The organism is Pedobacter sp. (genome assembly GCF_035317785.1).
Lineage (GTDB): Bacteria > Bacteroidota > Bacteroidia > Sphingobacteriales > Sphingobacteriaceae > Pedobacter.
This window is the reverse complement of sequence record NZ_DATHGC010000169.1, coordinates 1-20076: the sequence shown is the minus strand read 5'-3', so window position 1 is coordinate 20076 and position 20076 is coordinate 1. Positions and strand designations below refer to the sequence as shown.

11 protein-coding genes are annotated in these 20076 nt (G+C 43.7%); 9 read left to right on the top strand and 2 right to left on the bottom strand.

Annotation, left to right across the window (positions count from 1 at the left end):
- Positions 1-17 precede the first annotated feature (17 nt).
- Entirely contained in the window at positions 18-2102 is a 2085-nt protein-coding gene (locus VK541_RS10450) for a hypothetical protein (protein ID WP_324369758.1), read from the top strand.
- Here VK541_RS10450 and VK541_RS10445 read toward each other — a convergent pair.
- Complete coding sequence (locus VK541_RS10445) at positions 2095-2889, bottom strand: response regulator transcription factor (RefSeq protein WP_324369756.1); 795 nt, start codon at positions 2887-2889, stop codon at positions 2095-2097. The genes VK541_RS10450 and VK541_RS10445 overlap by 8 nt on opposite strands.
- Entirely contained in the window at positions 2874-6050 is a 3177-nt protein-coding gene (locus VK541_RS10440) for a ligand-binding sensor domain-containing protein (RefSeq protein WP_324369754.1), read from the bottom strand. The genes VK541_RS10445 and VK541_RS10440 overlap by 16 nt, the downstream gene beginning before the upstream one ends.
- A gap of 240 nt (positions 6051-6290) precedes the next feature.
- Between VK541_RS10440 and VK541_RS10435 the strand changes: the two genes are divergently transcribed.
- The 8 genes from VK541_RS10435 to VK541_RS10400 form a co-directional block, all read left to right on the top strand.
- Positions 6291-8129, top strand: a complete 1839-nt coding sequence (locus VK541_RS10435) for a glycoside hydrolase family 2 protein (protein WP_324369752.1) — start codon at positions 6291-6293, stop codon at positions 8127-8129.
- 270 nt (positions 8130-8399) lie between these two features.
- Entirely contained in the window at positions 8400-9428 is a 1029-nt protein-coding gene (locus VK541_RS10430) for a glycoside hydrolase family 43 protein (protein ID WP_324369750.1), read from the top strand.
- Between the two features lie 98 nt (positions 9429-9526).
- A complete protein-coding gene (locus VK541_RS10425) occupies positions 9527-10126 on the top strand; it encodes an RNA polymerase sigma factor (RefSeq protein WP_324369748.1) in 600 nt (199 codons plus the stop codon).
- Positions 10127-10200: 74 nt separating this feature from the next.
- On the top strand, positions 10201-11337 hold the full coding sequence (locus VK541_RS10420; RefSeq protein WP_324369746.1) for a FecR family protein: 1137 nt from the start codon (positions 10201-10203) through the stop codon (positions 11335-11337).
- Positions 11338-11566: 229 nt separating this feature from the next.
- On the top strand, positions 11567-14893 hold the full coding sequence (locus VK541_RS10415; protein WP_324369744.1) for a SusC/RagA family TonB-linked outer membrane protein: 3327 nt from the start codon (positions 11567-11569) through the stop codon (positions 14891-14893).
- 11 nt (positions 14894-14904) lie between these two features.
- Positions 14905-16413, top strand: coding sequence for a RagB/SusD family nutrient uptake outer membrane protein (locus VK541_RS10410; RefSeq protein ID WP_324369741.1), 1509 nt, complete (start codon positions 14905-14907; stop codon positions 16411-16413).
- An 86-nt stretch (positions 16414-16499) separates the two neighbouring features.
- Positions 16500-19049, top strand: coding sequence for a zinc-dependent metalloprotease (locus VK541_RS10405; RefSeq protein WP_324369739.1), 2550 nt, complete (start codon positions 16500-16502; stop codon positions 19047-19049).
- Between the two features lie 25 nt (positions 19050-19074).
- On the top strand, positions 19075-20076 hold a 1002-nt coding region (locus VK541_RS10400), incomplete at its 3' end, for a DUF5117 domain-containing protein (RefSeq protein ID WP_324369737.1).

Below are 20076 nucleotides of genomic sequence, written 5' to 3'. Positions count from 1 at the left end.
CCTTTAACTTCATAACTATGAGATCATTACTTCTATCAATATTCGGTTTGTTTTGTACGGCCATTACCATGGCCCAGGTCAAGGTTGACCTGAAAAAATTCAATCCAAAAAATGAAGCCGCAATAAGCCAAAAAGCAGGTATTCTTGAAATAAAATGGCCGGCTGGTAACGGGAATACCGGTAAAATCGTTTTTGACCTTAGCGGTTCAAAACCATTATTTAAGCTCATTTCACTGAATAAAGCTGCCGTACAAAAGATCATCTCTGCCGATGTTGACCCGGTCTTTTTGCTGAGTATAGGCAAAAGAGACCTATTGTCACAAAACGGATGGAATATCTTTTTTGATAAGGTCCCATTTAAACCTTACAAAACTTTTCCTGTTACGCTTAAAAAGTCATCTGCAGCTGTCAAAAGCATAGGCAGTCATACCGTGATAACCATTGGCAGCCTGCATTCAGACCGTTTTGACGGCGTGCTGGAAGTTACTTTTTACAATGGCAGTCCGCTGTTCAATATCGCTGCGGTGATGTCTACCGATGTGGATGCGACCGCCATTGTTTACGATGCCGGCCTGGTGAGCAGATCAGACAGCTGGAAAAGCATTTCCTGGACCAGTACCGGTGACACTTTACAGCAGGCAAAAGTTGTGAAAACGGATACCGCAGTTAACCTCGCTGTGAAATACAGGACAATTACCGCTAAAGGCGCCCAGGGTACTCTGGCCTTATTTCCCGCCCCGCACCAATATTTTTATCCGCTTGATGAAGCGTTCAATCTGAAATTTACCTGGTATGGCAATAACTATCGCAAGATGACCGATGGCTATGGCATCGGCATCCGGCAGGACCTGAAAGGTGATAACCGCTTTGTGCCCTGGTTCAATGCCCCTCCTGGAACCAAACAAAGGATGAATTTCTTCTGCCTGATCAGTGATGGAGAGGCTTCAGATGCTTTTACCGCGGTTAAGAAATTTACCCACTACGACAGCTATGTTAAACTTCCTGGTTTTAAAACCATGTCCAGTCATTTTCATAATGAATTTATTATGAGTGTTGTTTTAGCGGGAAAACCGGTTCCGGAGCATCCGGATTTTGTAGATGTATTTAAGAAGGCAGGGATCGATATCGTTCACCTAGCCGAATTCCATTATACCGCACACCCCAAAGGACCAGATGATCAGCGGTTGAAAGAGTTGAAAGCACTATTTGAAATGTGCGAGCGTCTATCTGATAAAGATTTTTTATTGCTTCCCGGCGAAGAGCCAAACGAATTTTTTGGAGGCCACTGGCTGCAGCTTTTTCCGAAACCAATCTACTGGATCATGTCGAGGAAACAGGCCGTACCGTTTGTAGAAGACAGGCCTGGCTTTGGAAAGGTTTATCATATTGGTGATAAAAAAGACATGCTAAAATTGCTGGAGCAGGAAAAAGGGCTGGCCTGGACAGCACATGCCAGAACAAAAGGCTCGGTCAATGCACCTGACGTATATGCACACGAAGACTTCTTCCTGTCGGATCGCTTTATGGGCGCAGCCTGGAAAGCCATGCCGGCTGACCTCTCCCATCCATACCTGGGTAACAACAGGGTGCTGGGCCTGCTGGACGACATGAACAACTGGAGGTTGAAAAAGACAGTGATCACGGAAGCGGATTTATTTACCATTACTCCTCAAAATGAAATGTATGCCCATTTGAATGTCAACTACCTGATGCTGGATAAAGCACCGAAATACACAGAGAGCTGGCAGCCCATACTGGACGTGATGCAAAAGGGTAAATTCTTTGGCTCGACAGGAGAGGTCCTCATGCCGGAGTTGAAGATCAACGGTAAGATATCGGGTGAGACGCTGGCCTTAAATGCCGACGGTACAGCTGATGTTTCTTTGAAACTCCTCTGGACTTTTCCTATGAATTATATAGAAGTGATTTCCGGAGACGGCACGCGGGTTTACAGGGATAAAATTGACCTGACTAAGACCAAAGCTTATGGAGATCAGGTATTTCAGTTTAAGACCAAACTGGCCGGACGGACCTGGGCAAGAGTAGAAGCCTGGGATGTTGCAGCGAATGGTGCATTTAGCCAGACCTTTTATATTAAATAGGCCTGTTCTTCTTCTCAGTCTGCTGGTTATTAAGGTAATCAGTAGGTGACATTCCGAACTGCCTGGAGAAGTTTCTGCCAAATTGCGTTTGTGAGCTGTAACCCACCATTTCAGCAATCTCGTAGATCTTCAAAATGCCTTCATTCAGCAATTCAGCAGCTTTTTTTAGCCGTGTCAGGTTGATCAGTTCATTTGGGCTTAAGTCCGAAATGGCCTTAATCTTACGATAGAATGTGGGCCGGCTCATGTTCATGTGATCTGCCAGGTGTTCGACATCCAGATCAGGATCATTCAGGCTGTTGTTGATGATCTGCTGGAGCTTTTCGAGGAACTGTTCATCTGCCCTGGAATAAGCCATGGTTTTGATGTGCAGCAAAGGAGAGTTTGCAAAATAAGCTTTGACCTTATCCCTGTTTTTGAGCAGACTGGATATCTGGACATGCAAAAATTCCGGGGAAAAAGGTTTTTCTACATAAGCATCTGCTCCGGTTTCCAAACCTTCTATTTTTGATTGCAATGTATTTTTTGCGGTGAGCAATATCACCGGAATGTGGCTGAGTTCTACACTTGACTTGATGATTTTACATAGCTCAAGTCCGTCCATTTCGGGCATCATGATGTCGCTAATGACCATTTGTATAGGCTCGTTCTTTAAGATTTCCAATGCTTTTAATCCGTTTCCGGCAGAAAGTACATGGTATTGATCACTAAGATCATCGGTTATAAAATCAATAATATCTTCGTTGTCATCTACCAGAAGAACGGTAATATTCAGATTTTTTTCCATTTGGTCTTTAGGTTAAACTCAATAAGCTGATGAATTGGCAGCCTGAGCACAAAGATATTAAAATCGGCAGATGGTTGCTGAAGAGTTAGTGAACCATTGTGCAGTTCGGCCAGGGCCCTGGACAAAGAAAGACCAATGCCTGTTCCTGGTTTGATATCAGCCTCCCTGGCTCTGAAAAAGGGTTCAAAGATCTTTTCACTGATCTCCTGTGGTATGGGTTTTCCATCACTGATCACCCTGATGATAAATTGATCGTCCCCTTCTTTAATCTCCGCAAGTTCGACTCTGATGCTCGATTCGCAATATTTCAAGCCGTTTTCTATCAGATTGGTGATGATCTTATGGAACGCCTCGAGATCGATATAAGCAAATAGTTTTACCTCCGGCATCTGAATACTGTACATGATTTGTTTTTGCTCTGCTGCTGGCTGGAAACGGTGTGCGATGTCCCGCAGCACCTCGGAGACATCGGTCTTCACAAAATTAAGAGAGAAGCCCCTGGTTTCAGTTTTTCTGAAATCCAGAAGCTGATTGGTCAGCTCCAGCAAACGGTCTGTATTCTTATTCATGATCCTCAGGTTCTTTTCCATATCCGGGATGTCGTTTGCACGCCTGATCATTTTCTCCATTGGTCCTTTGATCAGGGTAAGCGGGCTTCTGATCTCATGAGCGATATTGGTGAAGAATTCTATTTTGGCATGATAAATCTCTTTTTCCTTTTCGTTTTCAAAGACCTCCATCCGGCGGGCATTTCGCCGCTCTATTCTTTTGTGGTCACGCCTGACCAGGATATAAATCAGCAGCCCTGCAGCTATAATATACAAAGAATAAGCAAGTTTGCTGGCCCACCAGGGCGGAAGGATCACAATGTTCAGTGTTGTTTCTCTCGTGTTCCATATGCCCGAACTATTTGATGCTTTTACTCTGAATGTGTATTCTCCCGGTGAAAGATCTGTGAAATAAGCTTTTCTGTTTTGTTTTAAATAGGTCCAGTCTTTGTCAATCCCATCCATCTTATAGGCATATTCGGTCATTATGGGAGAAGTATAGCTAAGCGCCGCAAAGTCAATACTAAATGTCGATTGCGTATGCTTAAATAAAACCCTGTCAGTAAGTGAAATGGACTTTTTTAACGGGGAGCTTTTGGTGCCAATGAGCAGTTCCTGGTTGTTGACCTGTATGCCGGTAATGAACACAGGAGGTTTAAAAGAATCTGGTTTAAAATCTTCCGGATCAAAGCGGATGAGGCCTTTTACACTGCCAAAATACATTCTTCCCGAAGGATCCTTGTAAGCGGAGCTGTAGTTAAACTGATCACTGAGCAAGCCATCTGACTTAGTAAAATTCTTTAAAGCGCCTGTTTTCGGATTAAACTTCAGGAGCCCTTTCGAGGTACTGATCCATAAGTTTTTATAAGCGTCTTCCAGCATCCCATAGATTACATTACTTGGAAAGCCATCTTTGATCGTGTACCGGATAAAATCATGAGTTCGTTTATTGAATTTACAAAAGCCGGCCTCGGTCGCCACCCATATATTCTTTTCACTGTCTTCAAATATTCTGTTCACCCTGTTGTCAATCAGGCTTTTTTTATTTTTAGGGTCATTTTTATAATAGCCCTGCAATTTCTTCTCCCGGTTGTAATAATATAACCCATCTCTAATGGTGGCCAGCCAGATGGTACCCTGACTGTCTTCTATCAGCCCCGTATAAAAAATATGGTCAGGAGCCTGAGAGATGATGTCAAAATTGTCCGCTTTACGGTTAAAAGAATATAAACCCCTGGTGGTGGCTATTAAGATCTGACCGGCCCTAGTTTTATAGATGCAATAGACAAAATTGCTTTTCAGTTGTTTGGGCCCTGTACCAATAGCATAATGGCGGATCACTTTTTTGGTGTTCAGATCCATTACATCCAGGCCATGCTCAAACGTACCGATCCAGAGTTCATTACCATCAGCGAAGAGGCCGTGTAAATTGGTATGCGATATCCCTTTTTTAGTGCCGTCTGGTCTGTAATTGTCCACTTTGCCACTTGCCGGATCCAACTTATTGAGTCCGGCGTCTTCTGTGCCAATCCACAGGTTGTTTTTATTGTCGGGCGTAATTTCTCTAACCGCATTGCCGCTGATGGAATTCTCTCCAATCTTGTGATAGAATTTTTCGAAAGCAGAATATTGCTTCGGGTAATAGTTTATTCCCCCAAAATAGGTGCAGATCCAGACGCCGCCTTCATGATCCTTTGATAAGAAATATATGGCATTATCTGAAAGCGAGTAGGGGTCGTTGTATTGTTTTTTGAGATTGGTATACCGGCCGGTTTCCAGATTGAGAATGTAAATTCCGGTTTCAGTACCGACCCAGAACGTGTTTTCAGATTGCTTTAAAAATGTTCTGGCATAAATCTCTGTTTTATCATCTGTATGAGACAAGATGTCTTTATACTGATGCGTACTGATGTTAAAATACTTAACACCTTGATTTGAGGTACCAACTAAAATGTGGTTATTGCCGGCATAGTAAATTCGTTCTATTCCTCTGGATGTGCTGGATGGTGATTTCTCAAAAACGGAGTAGCGGGAAAAATGATCACTGTCATGATGATATTGGATCAGCTCTCCGTCCGTCGTAGCAGCCCATAGTTTACCATCATCAGTTTCACATATAGCAGTTACGTAAAAGTATTCGGAAACCGGATATTCTTTGATCGTTTTACTCTTGTTATCGTAACTGCAAAGCATCAGGCCGGAAATAAACCAGATGTTTTGATCCTTATCAAGGAGAACCGTTCTGATTTCTTCGTGTTTACTGTTTTTGAGTCGTGTAAAATTCTCAGTCGATTTGTTATAACTATATAATCCCTTTTCGGTGCCAACCCAGAGCAATCCCTGCCTGTCCTCAGCCAGACACTGGATAAAGCTTCCGCCTATACTCCCGCTGTCATCGGTGTCATTTCTGTAGATTTTAAAAGAATAGCCATCGAAACGGCTAAGGCCGTCTTTGGTGCCAAACCACATGAAACCATCTTTATCCTGCAAGCTGCAGAGTACTGCATTGTTGGACAATCCATCTTCCACCTGGTACCTTCGGAAATAGTAAGGCTGACCAAACAGCAGTTCCGCAAAAAGAAGTAACGATATAAGTAAGCTGAGTTTTTTCAATTCTATTTAGATACCGGTTCAAACTTAGAGAAAATTGCTTTTATATTTAAGGTGTCTTTTGAGGAGACTACTGAGTTTTGATACAAAATGAGGAAATTTTGATACAATTGAATTTAAAGACCAAAATTAAAAAACCAATCTTTGATTGTGATTTTATGCAGTACAGCCAGGGATCACCAAAACACACCACCAAATATAAAAACCGATTTCAATTTGAAAATTTAACCAACACACTGTAAAATGACTAAAAACTATTTATTAGCAACGGCATTGTCCTGCCTGTTGCTGAGTGCAAATGCGCAAACAGGCTGGAAACCAGTTGGGGGGAAGATCATGACTCCCTGGGCCGAAAAAGTAAATCCGGTTAATCCGTTGCCGGAATATCCCCGCCCGCAACTAATCAGAAGCAATAACTGGAAAAATCTGAACGGCCTTTGGGATTATGCCATTACAGGTAAAGAGGAGACTACACCTAAAGCCTACCAGGGTAAAATATTGGTTCCTTTTGCAGTAGAATCAGCGCTGTCCGGAGTTGGTAAAACATTGGATAAAGATAACCTGCTGTGGTACAAAACCAGCTTTACCATTCCTTCAAATATGAAAAACACCATTTTGCTGCATTTTGGCGCGGTCGACTGGAAATCTGAAATATGGGTAAATGGTCAGAAAGCAGGGACGCATGAAGGCGGATTTGACCCTTTCTCTTTTGACATCACCGCTTTCATAAAAAAAGGCGGCAAACAGGAACTGATCATCAGCGTATGGGACCCGACAGATGAAGGCCCTCAGCCAAGAGGCAAACAGGTCAAAAAACCGGAAGGCATCTGGTATACACCTGTAAGCGGCATCTGGCAGACTGTATGGCTGGAAAGCGTTCCTAAAACCTATATTGAATCGACCAGACAAACGCCCGACATAGACACTAAAACGCTTGCCGTAACTGCTGATGTTCAAGCTGCTGTGGCTGGTGACAAAATAAGAATTACTGCATTTGATGGTAAAACTAAAGTTGCGGAGCAGGAAGTAGAGGTTAAAGAAGAAGCTTCCCTTGCCATTGCTAATCCTAAACTCTGGACACCCAATTCTCCTTTTTTGTATGACCTTAAGGTTGCTGTCCTGCGTAATGGTAAAGTGATCGACGAAGTGAGTAGCTATTTTGCCATGCGCAAATCATCAATGGGGCCAGATAAAGAAGGCACACAAAGAATGTTGCTGAACAACGAGTTTGTATTTCAGTACGGGCCTTTGGATCAGGGCTGGTGGCCAGATGGATTATATACCCCTCCTACTTATGAGGCGATGGCATTTGACATCATCAAAACAAAGGAAATGGGCTTTAACATGATCCGCAAGCACATTAAGGTTGAGCCGGCACGCTGGTATTATGAGTGTGATAAACTGGGTATCCTGGTTTGGCAGGACATGCCAAGCGGTGATCTGGGTAACCGCTGGGAACCTAAGCTTGGTCAGATGGGCGGAACGGATAAAGACCGTACCCCTGAATCTGAGGGCTATTACCGCAAGGAATGGGAAAAGATCATGAAGGATTTGCATAACTTTCCGAGCATCGTGGTCTGGACGCCTTTCAACGAGGCCTGGGGACAGTTCAAGACTAAAGAGATTGCAGAATGGACCAAAAAGATGGATCCTTCGCGCCTTGTGAACAGCGCCAGCGGCGGTAACCACGTCATTACGGGTGATATTGTTGACCTTCATCATTATCCTGATCCTCAGATGCCAAGACCTGATCTTTTTGGGCCTACGCATGTAGTGGTTTTGGGCGAATACGGAGGTTTGGGCCTTCCTGTAGCCGGACATGTGTGGAAAGATAAAGACAACTGGGGTTACCAGAGCTTTAAAACTGCGGATGAATTGTTTGCAAAATATGCTTCCTTTATGGACAGAATGGATTTCCTGATCACAAAAGGACTGTCTGCTGCCGTTTATACGCAGACTACTGATGTGGAGAATGAGACCAATGGCTTGATGACTTACGACAGGAAAGTGATTAAGGTGCCTGCTGCCAAGTTAAAGCAGGTAACGGATAAGTTATATACGCATTCGTCGGTTATGCCATAATTCAGGACAATGTGAATGGAATCGCCTGGTGGTAAGAAAAATTACCGTTCTCTTCGAAGACTGCATCTCTTAGGCCCCGATGAAGGATTGGGTCAAAGAGCGCTGATGTCTTTCTCTGAGAAGGTAATTTTTCTTACACCAGGCTTACGCTAAGGGACAGGTGTTAACTATATGCTGCCTTGTTCAGTTGACTGATTATTGACTATATTGTATATCCAAATATTGGGGTGTGAGAAACGATGGGTATAAATTCCTGAATTAAATACAAAAATGAAATATAGATTTTTATTAATAATAATTTTGTGTGCGCTCACATATGGCGCCAGCTCCCAGACTTTTACCAATCCCTTGTTGCCGTCAGGTGCTGACCCCTATAGTTTTTATAAAGACGGCTATTATTACTATACGCATACAATAGGCAGAAATCTGGTGCTGTATAAAAGTAAAACTATACCGGGAATAAAAGATGCTGTTCGCAAAGTGATCTGGACACCGCCGAAAACCGGACCGTATTCCAAAGAATTATGGGCACCGGAAGTGATGTTCCTGCGGGGCAAATGGTATGCTTATTTCGCGGCAGACAATGGGAATAATAACAACCACCGGATGTATGTGCTGGAAAATGAATCAGCAGATCCTATGGAGGGCGAGTGGGTATTTAAAGGGCAAATTACTGACCCAACAAATAAATGGGCGATTGATGGCGATGTGATCGACCACAATGGCAAGCTCTATATGATCTGGTCGGGCTGGGAAGGAGACGCCAATGGCAGGCAGGAGATCTATATTGCTAAGCTCAAAAATCCCTGGACGGTAGATGGCGAAAGAATCAGGATTTCCAGTCCAAAGTTTGAATGGGAGAAATTTGGCGATTTGAATGAGCCAAATTTAAAACACGTAGACGTAAATGAAGGACCACAATTCCTGGTGCACAAGAATAAAATTTTTATCGTGTATTCTGCCAGTGGCTGCTGGACGGACTTTTATGCATTGGGTATGCTGACAGCTTCTGCCAATTCTGATCTGCTGAATCCGTCATCATGGAAGAAATCTGAACAACCTGTCTTTAAAAAATCTGCAGAAAACGGAGTATATGCGCCTGGTCATAATTCCTTTTTTAAATCCCCTGATGGTAAGGAAGACTGGATTCTATACCATGCAAACGACAAGCCCGGTCAGGGCTGCGGTGGTTTCCGGTCTCCAAGAGCGCAAAAATTTACCTGGAATGCTGACGGTACACCTATTTTCGGTATTCCTGTGAAGAAAGGTATAGAACTGAGTGCACCCTCAGGCAGCTGAAAATCTGAACAAACAGGTCTATTTTAAGCGATCAGATGCTTTTGTAACTTACTTGATGTAAAAATCGTTAAATTCGTCATGGGAATTTCAACTACACCATGCAGCAATTTTCTGATAGCCATATTCTTGCTACAGCACAGACCAACAAAACAAAGGCACTGGAACTTGCCTTTGATAATTATTGGGAATTGCTTTTTCGTCATGCCTACAGAAAGCTGCAATCTGATGAGCTGGCCAAAGATGTCGTTCAGGAAGTATTTATCGCGATGTGGGAGAACCTGGAAAAACTGACCGCCCAGAATGAGCTGCTGCCTTACTTATATGCCGTGCTGCGCAACCGGATATTGATCCAATATAAAAAAAACAGTGTCAGGCTGCGATATGCAGTAGATCATGCAAAGAAGGAAGAATCCTTTGAACCCTCTTCGCATCAGCTGCTGCTCAATAAGGAACTGCAGAGTATCATCAATGATGAGATCAGTAAAATGCCTTCCAGGATGCGGGAGATCTATAGCCTTAAGAAAGAGGGTGACTGCAGCATTAAAGAGATTTCCGAAAAATTGAGTTTATCAGAACAGACGGTCAAAAACCAGCTGCAAAATGCATCGAACCGCTTAAAGCAGCGTTTGAACTGCTATGACCCCTCTTTATTTAAGATAGGGTTGATCATTTCAGGAGTGTATACCATCCTTCCATAAACTATTTTAGAAAAAAAGACAAATTCATCTGGTACTTTTCAGTAGCTGAGGTTATATGTATTAAAAGGGACATTTTGAAACTCGGCGAAATACAATTACTTATAGACAAATACCTGTTGGGAACTGCAACACCTGAAGAAAGGGAAGCAGTAGAACAATGGTATGAAAATGTGGATGGAGCAGAAGGAAGCTTTACAGAAAACAAGCTTAATGATAAAAAAAATGAAATGCGGGATTCCATTTTTAGTCAGCTTCCGGCACAGACAGTTACCCGCCCCTTGTTTAGCTATGTGAAATGGGCAGCGGCAGTGCTGGTTGCAGGTCTTGGAGTTGGGCTCTATTATTATAATACTAAACCAGCAGAACAAACAGATACCGTAAAGAATGTTCCTAATGATATTGCTCCCGGTGGAAATAAGGCGATTTTGACCCTTTCGGATGGAACAACTTTGTTATTAGACGATGCGGCCCGGGGTAAAGTAGCCAGCCAGGGCAATGCTGTTGTCAGGAAAGATGGAGAAGGGTTATTAAGCTATAGTGCTGATAAGCAAGTTGAGCTAAACGTACTGACTTACAATGCCATTGCAACTCCAAGAGGCGGTAAATACGCAGTGATCCTCTCAGATGGCACTAAGGTGTGGCTTAATGCAGCTACCTCAATAAAATATCCAACCACTTTTGCCGGTACTGAACGCAAGGTGGAACTTTCAGGTGAAGCTTATTTTGAGGTCGCAAAAAATGCCGGTATGCCATTCAGGGTTGTCAGTAATTCTCAAACCATTGAAGTATTGGGCACACATTTCAACATCAATGCTTATGCTGAGGAGGGCCAGACCAGCAGTACTTTGCTAGAAGGCAGTATAAAGGTGGTCAGCGGTACACAAACCGCAACACTAAAACCAGGTCAGCAATCTGTTATTGCCCCTGCAGCCACGGTTAATCAGGTAATTCAAATAAATGATCATGTAAATACAGAAGAGGTCATCGCCTGGAAAAATGACCTGTTCCAGTTTGAATATGCGGATATCAAAACCATCATGAGCCAGATCGGCCGCTGGTATGATGTAGATGTTATGTATGAAGGGAAGATACCTTCCGATCATTATAAGGGTAAAGTGTCACGTAATGCAAAGCTCTCTCAGGCATTAAAAATATTAGAAGAAAGTGGTATTAATTTTAAAATTGAGGGAAAGAAAATTATCGTAAAATAAAGAAGCCATTTTATAGATTTGCAGCAAGGCTGCAGATCTGCTGTGGCCCTGTAAAAAGCAAAAAAGCCAGATCGTGTTTCGACCACGATCCGGCGATAAGCCTGGGCCAATGATCACCCTATATTGCAATCGACTAACCTATTAACCCAAACAAAACAAAAGTATGCAAATTTTTACTATTTGTCGGCCGTGCCATGCAAACGAACGGCTTAAAAAACTTATCATTATCATGAAGCTAACCACTTTACTAATGATCCTGGGCTGTCTGCATTTAAATGCAGCGGTCTTCAGCCAGACGATCAGCATTTCGGAGAGAAATGTGAGTCTGGAAACCCTGTTCTCGAAAATTGAGAAACAAAGCGGTTATACTTTTTTTTACCGGATGGAGCTGATCAAAGCCATGCCAAACGTCAATGTTAACCTGAAAAATGTAACCGTAGAAGAAGCTTTAGATCAGTTTTTAGGTAAACTGTCACTTTCTTACTCCATCATTGACAACAATATTGTAATAAAATCGGTGCCTGTACAAACCAATATTAAACTGCTGGCTCCACGCATATACATAGGCAAAGTTCTCGATGAGAAAGATCAGCCGATGCCCGGGGTAAGTGTCAGGGTAAAAAATACCATGCTTGTGGTGGTCACTAATCAGGAAGGACAGTTCATTACCCCCGTGATCAATGATGATAAAGCCATATTGCAGTTTACTTACATCGGCTACACCATGCAGGAAATCGCTGTTTCCGAATTAAAGGTGCCAATTGTGATCAGACTAAAATTGACAAGCAGTGATTTGGACCAGGTGCAGATTACAGCCTATGGATCTACAACAAAGCGGCTGGCTACCGGCAATAGTACGACCATAACAGCAGAGGGAATTGCTAAAAATCCAGCTCGTAATGTTTTGGAAGTTATGCAAGGTCAGGTACCAGGCTTATTTGTACAGCAATTGAGCGGATTGCCCGGTTCGCCATTTAATTTGATGATAAGGGGACAGCAGACCCTGACCAATGGGTTCAGAGCCAGCCAACCCTTAATCATTGTGGATGGAGTAGCTTTGCCAAGTGGCCCGCTCCCTTTAAACCAAAATGCAGCCAACATTAGGGAAAACCTGAACAATGAGTTAAAGGGAGGCAATCCGCTGGATTACATTGATCCTTCTACGATTGAGTCGTTGACAGTATTAAAGGATGCTGACGCCACATCAATTTATGGCTCCCGTGGTGCCTATGGTGTAATATTGATCACTACTAAAAAAGGAAAAGCAGGATCGCCTAAGTTAAATGTAAATGCTACTTCAGGTCTTACCATGCGTGGAACCTCTCCCGAGATGTTAAACACTGAGCAATATATTATGCTGAGAACAGAGGCTTACAAGAATGACGGAACCCCCATAACTTCGGCAGCAAACTTTTCTGACATTAATGGCCCCAATGCAAATCGCTACACCGATTTTCAAAAAGAATACGCGGGTTATCACGCTTCAGTAAACAGGATAAATGCCAGTTACTCTGGCGGAACTTCAGATATAAATTTTTTGATTGGAGGAAACTTCCGCAAGCAAACCAGTATTCAGATTGGTGAAGGCTCTGTAAGAGACGGTGGATTAAACTTCAATATCAACAACAGTGTGAAGAACAATAAATTTAACATCAGTCTTTCAGGAAGCTTTTTATCGACTACAGATGACGCAGTGCCATACGATTTTAGTCAAGGTAATGCTTATACCAGTCCACCCAATTCAGCGCCTCTATTTTTACCTGATGGCAGTTTAAACTGGGTCGATTATACCAACAACAGTAATCCGGCAGCCGCACAGAACATCATATTTAAAAACATCACCAATAACTTGTTTTCTACACTCGGATTAAAATACACACCGGTAAAAGGTCTTTCCCTTAATGCCAATATTGGATACAATTACATGAATTCCAAAGCAATAAGGGCACAGCCTTCTACCTATTATCAACCCGGCACTACTTTCAGAACAACCAGCACCTTAAGCTTTTATACTGTTCGCAATATCACAATTGAACCGAATGCCTCCTATCTAACTGCTTTAGGAAAAAAAGGCACATTGACCGTTCAGGCGGGTGGTACACTGCAAAACCAGCTCAACTATTCATCTTCGATAACGGGTAATGATTTTCTATCAGACGCCATGTTATACAATCCAACATTTGCAGATAGACTAACCCCTGGAGCAAACCCTCAGGCAAACATCATTTCAACATATGATCAGGCGCCTAATAAATACCTTGGATTTTTTGGAATCATCAACTATAACTGGGACAATAAGTATATTTTAAATTTGAACGGTCGCCGCGATGGTTCTACAAAATTTGGTGAAAACTACCAATTTGGTAAATTTTGTTCCATCGCATTGGCATATTTGTTTAGTAATGAGAAATGGTTCAAAAGTTTGTTACCTGTTATTTCTTTTGCCAAGTTAAGGGGAAGCATAGGAACTTCCGGCGGTGATGGTATCCCTAATTACTCTTTTATAACCACCTATAGCCAGTCTACTCCTTATCAGGGAAGCTTAGGCTTACAAGCTGATAACCTGGAAAACAAGGATTTGCACTGGGAACACAACAGAAAAACAGATGGTGGTATTTTCTTGGAGTTTTTTAATGGCAGAATTAGTCTTGATGCGACTTATTACGACAGTAAAACAAGTGATCAGCTGATTAACCAGCGCCTGCCATCTACTACAGGGTTTACTGCACGTTCGATAAACTCGCCAGCTATTATTAAAAACAACGGATGGGAGTTTGAATTGATCACCAAAAACCTGAATGGCAAGAAATTTACCTGGAGCACACGCATCAATCTTACACTACCTAAAAACAAACTGGTTGCCTACCCGGGTCTTGGCACAACAATTATTGATTTAGATAAGGTGATTGGTAAATCTGTATATGGGGTTAAATTATATAATTACGTGGGGGTTGATCCTGAAACAGGGTTGCACAACTTTATTAACAGAAACGGACTCAAATCTGCATTTATACTCCCACCTTTTGGAGATGCTGCCCTGGATATAAACCTGGATAAAACAGAATACATAGACTTGTCCCCAAAATTTTACGGTGGATTGGGCAACAGCTTCAGTTATAAAAACATCACACTGGATGTGTTTTTTACTTTTACCAACAGAATAGGCAGAACCTATCTGGGATCACAGTCATTTCCTCCCGGCTTTCCCGGTCTAAATACAACGACAGCAGCGTTAAAACGCTGGCAAAATAAAGGAGACGAGGCAGAGGTACAAAGAGCTGGTGCCGGTATCAGTTCTTTTTTTGCCCAGGGCAATTATGTAACCAGTACGGGGGCTTACGAAAAAGCGACTTATGCCAGACTCAGCAGTCTGAATATCTCTTATACTTTACCCGATGGATTAGCTAAACGCCTTCATCTTGGTAGCTTAACCATTTTCGGACAAGGTTCAAACCTGCTGACCATCTCTAAATACGGAGATCTTGATCCTGAAAACCTGGGCGCAGGGATGGCTCCATTGAGGAATTTTTCGGGAGGTTTAAGAGTTTCACTATAAATAAGAAGAACATGAAATCAAATCATATACATAAAAAGACTTTATTGAAAGAATTACTGTTGTTTCTGGTAATTGTCCTGCTTTCTACTACCGGGTGCAAAAAATACCTTGATATTCCATTGCCTGTTAATAAAATTGCAGGTGAAGGTGCTTATTCAAATGATAAGTCCAGTGCCGGAACAATCAATAATATTTTAGGTATACTGGCTGGAGGAGGATATTTTGACGGTGCTTTAAGCAATAATTTTGCCCTTTATACCGGATTATATACTGATGAACTGCAAAATCTTAACGGGACAAACACTGCCAATATTCCCTTTTACACGAATGCAATTACCCCAGGTACTTCGGGAGCACTATGGAGTAACCTATATAAGCAGATCTACAATGCAAATCTGGCAATTGAAGGAATTACAGCTTCAACAACACTGCAGAATAAAAACCAATGGCTGGGCGAAGCTTACTTTATAAGGGCGTTGTGCTTTTTTTACCTCACCAATTATTATGGTGATATAGCCATAACCTCTTCAAGTAACTATTTAATCAACAAGGACCTTCCCCGTGTTCCCAAAGCAGAAGCCTACAAGCTGATCATTGAAGATCTGTTGAAAGCACAAGGCCTCTTAACCAATGAATATAAAGATGGCAATGGTGTTGTTACCACAAACAGGGGGAGGCCAAACAAATTCACAGCCGCTGCCCTCCTTGCACGTGCCTACCTGTATAGCGGAGATTGGCCTAATGCCGAAACCCAGGCAAACAATGTAATTACGGCGACTAACGGCGGTGCCACGGCCTATGGCTTATTGCCTTCAGCAGATATTGATAAAGTTTTTCTGGCAGCAAGTACAGAAACTATTTTTAACCTCGTGCCGACCAGAGTTAACCAGGATTATGTAGCTTACAACAATAATATGGCTCCGGAACTTGCTTATAATGCGGCAGGAAACTGGGGAAGTGTAACCATAGCGCTTAGCCCATCACTGGTCAATGCCTTCGAAAAAAACACGACCACCTTAACTGACGACCTTAGGAAAACTTACTGGCTAAGGTCTGCAACAATGGCCGCAAGTAACACAACTCCTGTTATAGCTGCACAGACTAATTATTTTCCCAATAAATATAGGTCAGGCATAATCGGCACCGAAAACATTATTCTGTTCAGAATTGCCGAGCAATACCTGATCCGTGCGGAAGCACGTGCAAGGCAAAATAATTTAGATGGTGCAAAAGCAGATCTGGACAGGATCAGAAACAGAGCGGGGCTGAATGGAACCAATGCGACTTTGCAAATAGATATCATCAATGCGATCATCGAAGAAAGGCGCGTAGAACTATTTACTGAATCCAGTCATCGTTTCTTTGACCTGAAACGTTCCGGCACTATAGATGCCGTGATGAACAATGTTGTTTTGCAAAAAGGGGTTGGTGCAACCTGGAACTCACTGAAACAAAACTTTCCAATTGCCACTAATGACATTCTTGCCAATCCTAATCTTGTCCAAACGCCCGGCTATTAATTAAACAGCGCCTATATGCTTTAGTGCGGGCATGATGCAGGGATCACTTGCGTCCTGCCCGCCTTTACACCTTAAACTTAACTCAAATGAAATTGATGAACAGGAAGGTAATCTGTATTACCTCACTATTATTTTGTCTGATCGTTCTTGACCAATTGCCGGTACAGGCACAAAAAAAGGAAAAATCTAAGACGAAAACCCCCGTTTCAGGCGCGGTGCCAGGCGCTGGGACTGCACCGAAGCCGGCAATCTCTGCCCCGGATGCCTTAAAACCTTACGAAGAGATCATTCCCGCAACCGCAAAGAGCTCTCTTGGTTTTTTTAAGGTACATAAAGTTGCTGAGAAGTATTACCTGGAAATCCCGGACTCGCTGTTGGGCAGGGAACTGCTCACCGTAAACCGGATCTCCAGGTCGGCGGCCGACTTCCGAAAACCGGAGTCAAGAACAGTATCCTATGCCGGAGACATGATCGGGGAGAGTGTGTTTAACTTTACCAAAGGGCCTGCAAATAAGCTTTTTCTCTCGGTTACTTCTTATAGGGACCGTTCCAGCGATACTTCTGCAAATGGCTTATCCCGTTCCTTATTAAAAAGCACAATGCAACCGATCGTTTCTTCCTTTCCGGTAAAGGCTGTTCACAAAGACAACAAGACCAGCGTGATCGAAATCACTGACTACATCAATGGTGATAATATCATCTTCGGCTTCAGCAATGCAAAAAAAGCGCTCTCCGGCCTGACTACACCATTACCTGACCGGTCTTATATACAAAGTGCAATGGCTTTTCCGACCAATATCGAGATTAAGACCATCAAAACCTACCAGAAGCAGGATAGTCCGCTGGCCGGGATGTCGGTCTATACCTTCGAGATGAACAGTTCGATGATCCTTTTGCCTGAAGTCCCGATGAAAGTCAGGGAATATGATGAAAGGATCGGCTATTTGACGGAAGATTATACAGATTTTGACCTCAATCCCCGTGGTGTCCGGACTATCGGCAATATCCAGCGCTGGAGAATGGAGCCAAAAGCGGAAGATGCCGGGAAATATAACAAAGGACAACTGGTGGAACCTCAGCACCCGATTGTCATTTACATTGATCCCAGTACCCCGAAAAAGTGGGTTCTTTACCTCATCCAGGGCATCAACGACTGGCAGGCTGCCTTTGAAAAGGCAGGATTTAAAAATGCCATCATCGGCAGGGAAGCCCCCGTTAACGACAGTACATGGAACATTGATGATGCGAGGCATAATGTATTGGTGTATAAGCCTGCTGAACCAGGGGGTTCCAGTGGCGAGGTCATCAGCGATCCGCGCAGCGGAGAGATACTGGAAGCCCACGTCAGCTGGTACCACAATGCATTGAACGAACTGTATAAAACCTATTTGATACAGGCAGGAGCGGTTGATTCAAGGGCCCGTTCGGCACAATTCAGTGACGAGCTGATGGGCAGACTGATACGCGCAGCCTGCAGTCAGCAGATAGGCAGTAAGCTGGGTTTGAAATTCAATACCGGTGCATCTGCAACTGTTCCTGTAGCCAGTTTAAGAAAAGCAGGAGGGGCAGAAAATCAAACAGTAAGCCCGTCAATCATGGACTTTTACAGCTACAATTACGTGGCCCAACCTGAAGACAATATTCCTGCAGCGGCGTTGGTTCCAACAATCGGGGAATATGACAAATGGGCGATTGAATGGGGCTACAGGATCATTCCGGGCAATAAGACCACAGCTGAAGAAAATAAAATACTGGCTGACTGGACGGCCCGGAAGCTTAACTCAGGCAAGCAATATAATTTTGGCCTGGAGCCCGGCCAGCCGGGGATGATTACTGATCCGCGTAACCAAAAGGGTGATCTGGGCGATGATGCCGTGCTTGCTAGTGGATACGGAATTAAAAATTTGAAAAGAATAGCACCGGAGCTCCTGAACTGGACGCGAAAGCCTAACGAGAACTACGACAGGGCAGGCGAGTTGTACCAGGAACTGATCAATCAGTATGAAAGGTATCTGCAGCATGCAGCTTATACCATCGGAGGTATGTATACGGACGTTAAAATGAACGGACAGCCTGGAGTGGTCTATCGCTTTCCTTCCAGGGAAAAGCAGCAACTAGCCATGAAATTCCTACAGCAGGAGGCATTTGTTACGCCGTTATGGTTAAAGAATGATGCACTTTACAAGCTGACCTATACCAGTTTCAATCCGGTCATGACCGCCCAGAAGAACATTCTGCAGCTGCTGCTCGATGCAAGGTGCATTGGTAAACTGTTGTCTGCAGAAGCTTATGATGCTGCAAAAGCTTATACCGCTACACAGATGCTCAGCGATTTGAAAAAAGGGGTATTTGCTGAACTCTCGCAAGGCAAAGCCATCAGCATGGCCCGCAGGGAGCTGCAAAAGACATATGTGGTCAAACTGGGCAACATGCTGCAAGCAGGGGTCAGTACCGACGGAGAATCCGGATCGGTGATCAGGGCACATGCCAAAGTGCTGCTCGGTGATATCAGCCGCGCGCTGCCGGGTACGTCCGAAGGTTTGAGCAAGGCTCATTTGGAGGATCTGAGAGACCGGTTGTACCTGAGTTTGTATAATCCTGCAGCTCTGCCTGCACCGCCGAAGAAAGCGATCTAATGATTATTGTAAAATGAAGAAACACATGAAATTAACATCAGATAAACTGAGGCTTATCGTCCTTTTGCTGCTTGCTTCCATGGTCTTTAGCGAATGTACGCTGCTGGGCCTTAAGAAAAAGAAAAGAAAAGTCGTAGCGGCCACCACCACAACTCCGGCTGCGCCTGTGGTAGTCCCGAAACCGGACGAACCCAAGCCTTATGCGGAAATTGTTCCGGCAACAGCCAAAAGCTCGGCCGGGTTTTTTACCGTCCATTTGGTAGCGGGAAGATATTTATTTGAGCTGCCTGATTCCATATTGAGCCGGGACCTGTTCAGTGTGAACCGCATTGTCCGCTCGGCTGCGGACTACCGCATGCCGATCAGTTTCGGTGCACTTTGCAGTTATGGGGGCGACTGGATGGGACAGAACCTGTTTCATTTTGAAAAGATAGCCGGCAATAAGATCGTGTTGAAAATGATCAGTGTAACGGAGAAAGCGGGCGACAGTACGCAGAATGGTGTTTCCAGATCGCTGTTAAAAAACAATCTGCAACCCATTTATGCCACCTTTCCGGTCAAGGCCGTCAACCAGTCTAAGCATAGCGTCGTAATCGACATGACCGACTACCTGGGTACGGCCAACGGGATTTTTGGATCGCAGCCATTGATGGCGGGATTGATGCCCAGTGGCCCTGTTGCGGCAGACCGGTCTTTTATTAAAGAGATCAAAGCATTTCCAGCCAACATCGAGATCAAGAATGTCAGGACCATGACTGCGGGTTTGAACACCATAACCTTCGAATTCAATAACTCTATTATCCTGCTGCCGAAGGTCCCGATGAAGACCAGGAAATTTGACAACAGGGTGGGTTATTTTGCGATGATCTGGAATGATTATAAAACATTTGACAACAGTTCCCAGGGGATAAGGGATGTACACAACATCTGGAGGTGGCGGCTGGAACCGAAGGATGAAGACCGGGCCAGGTACGACCGGGGGGAACTGGTCGATCCTAAAAAACCGATCGTATTTTACGTCGATCCT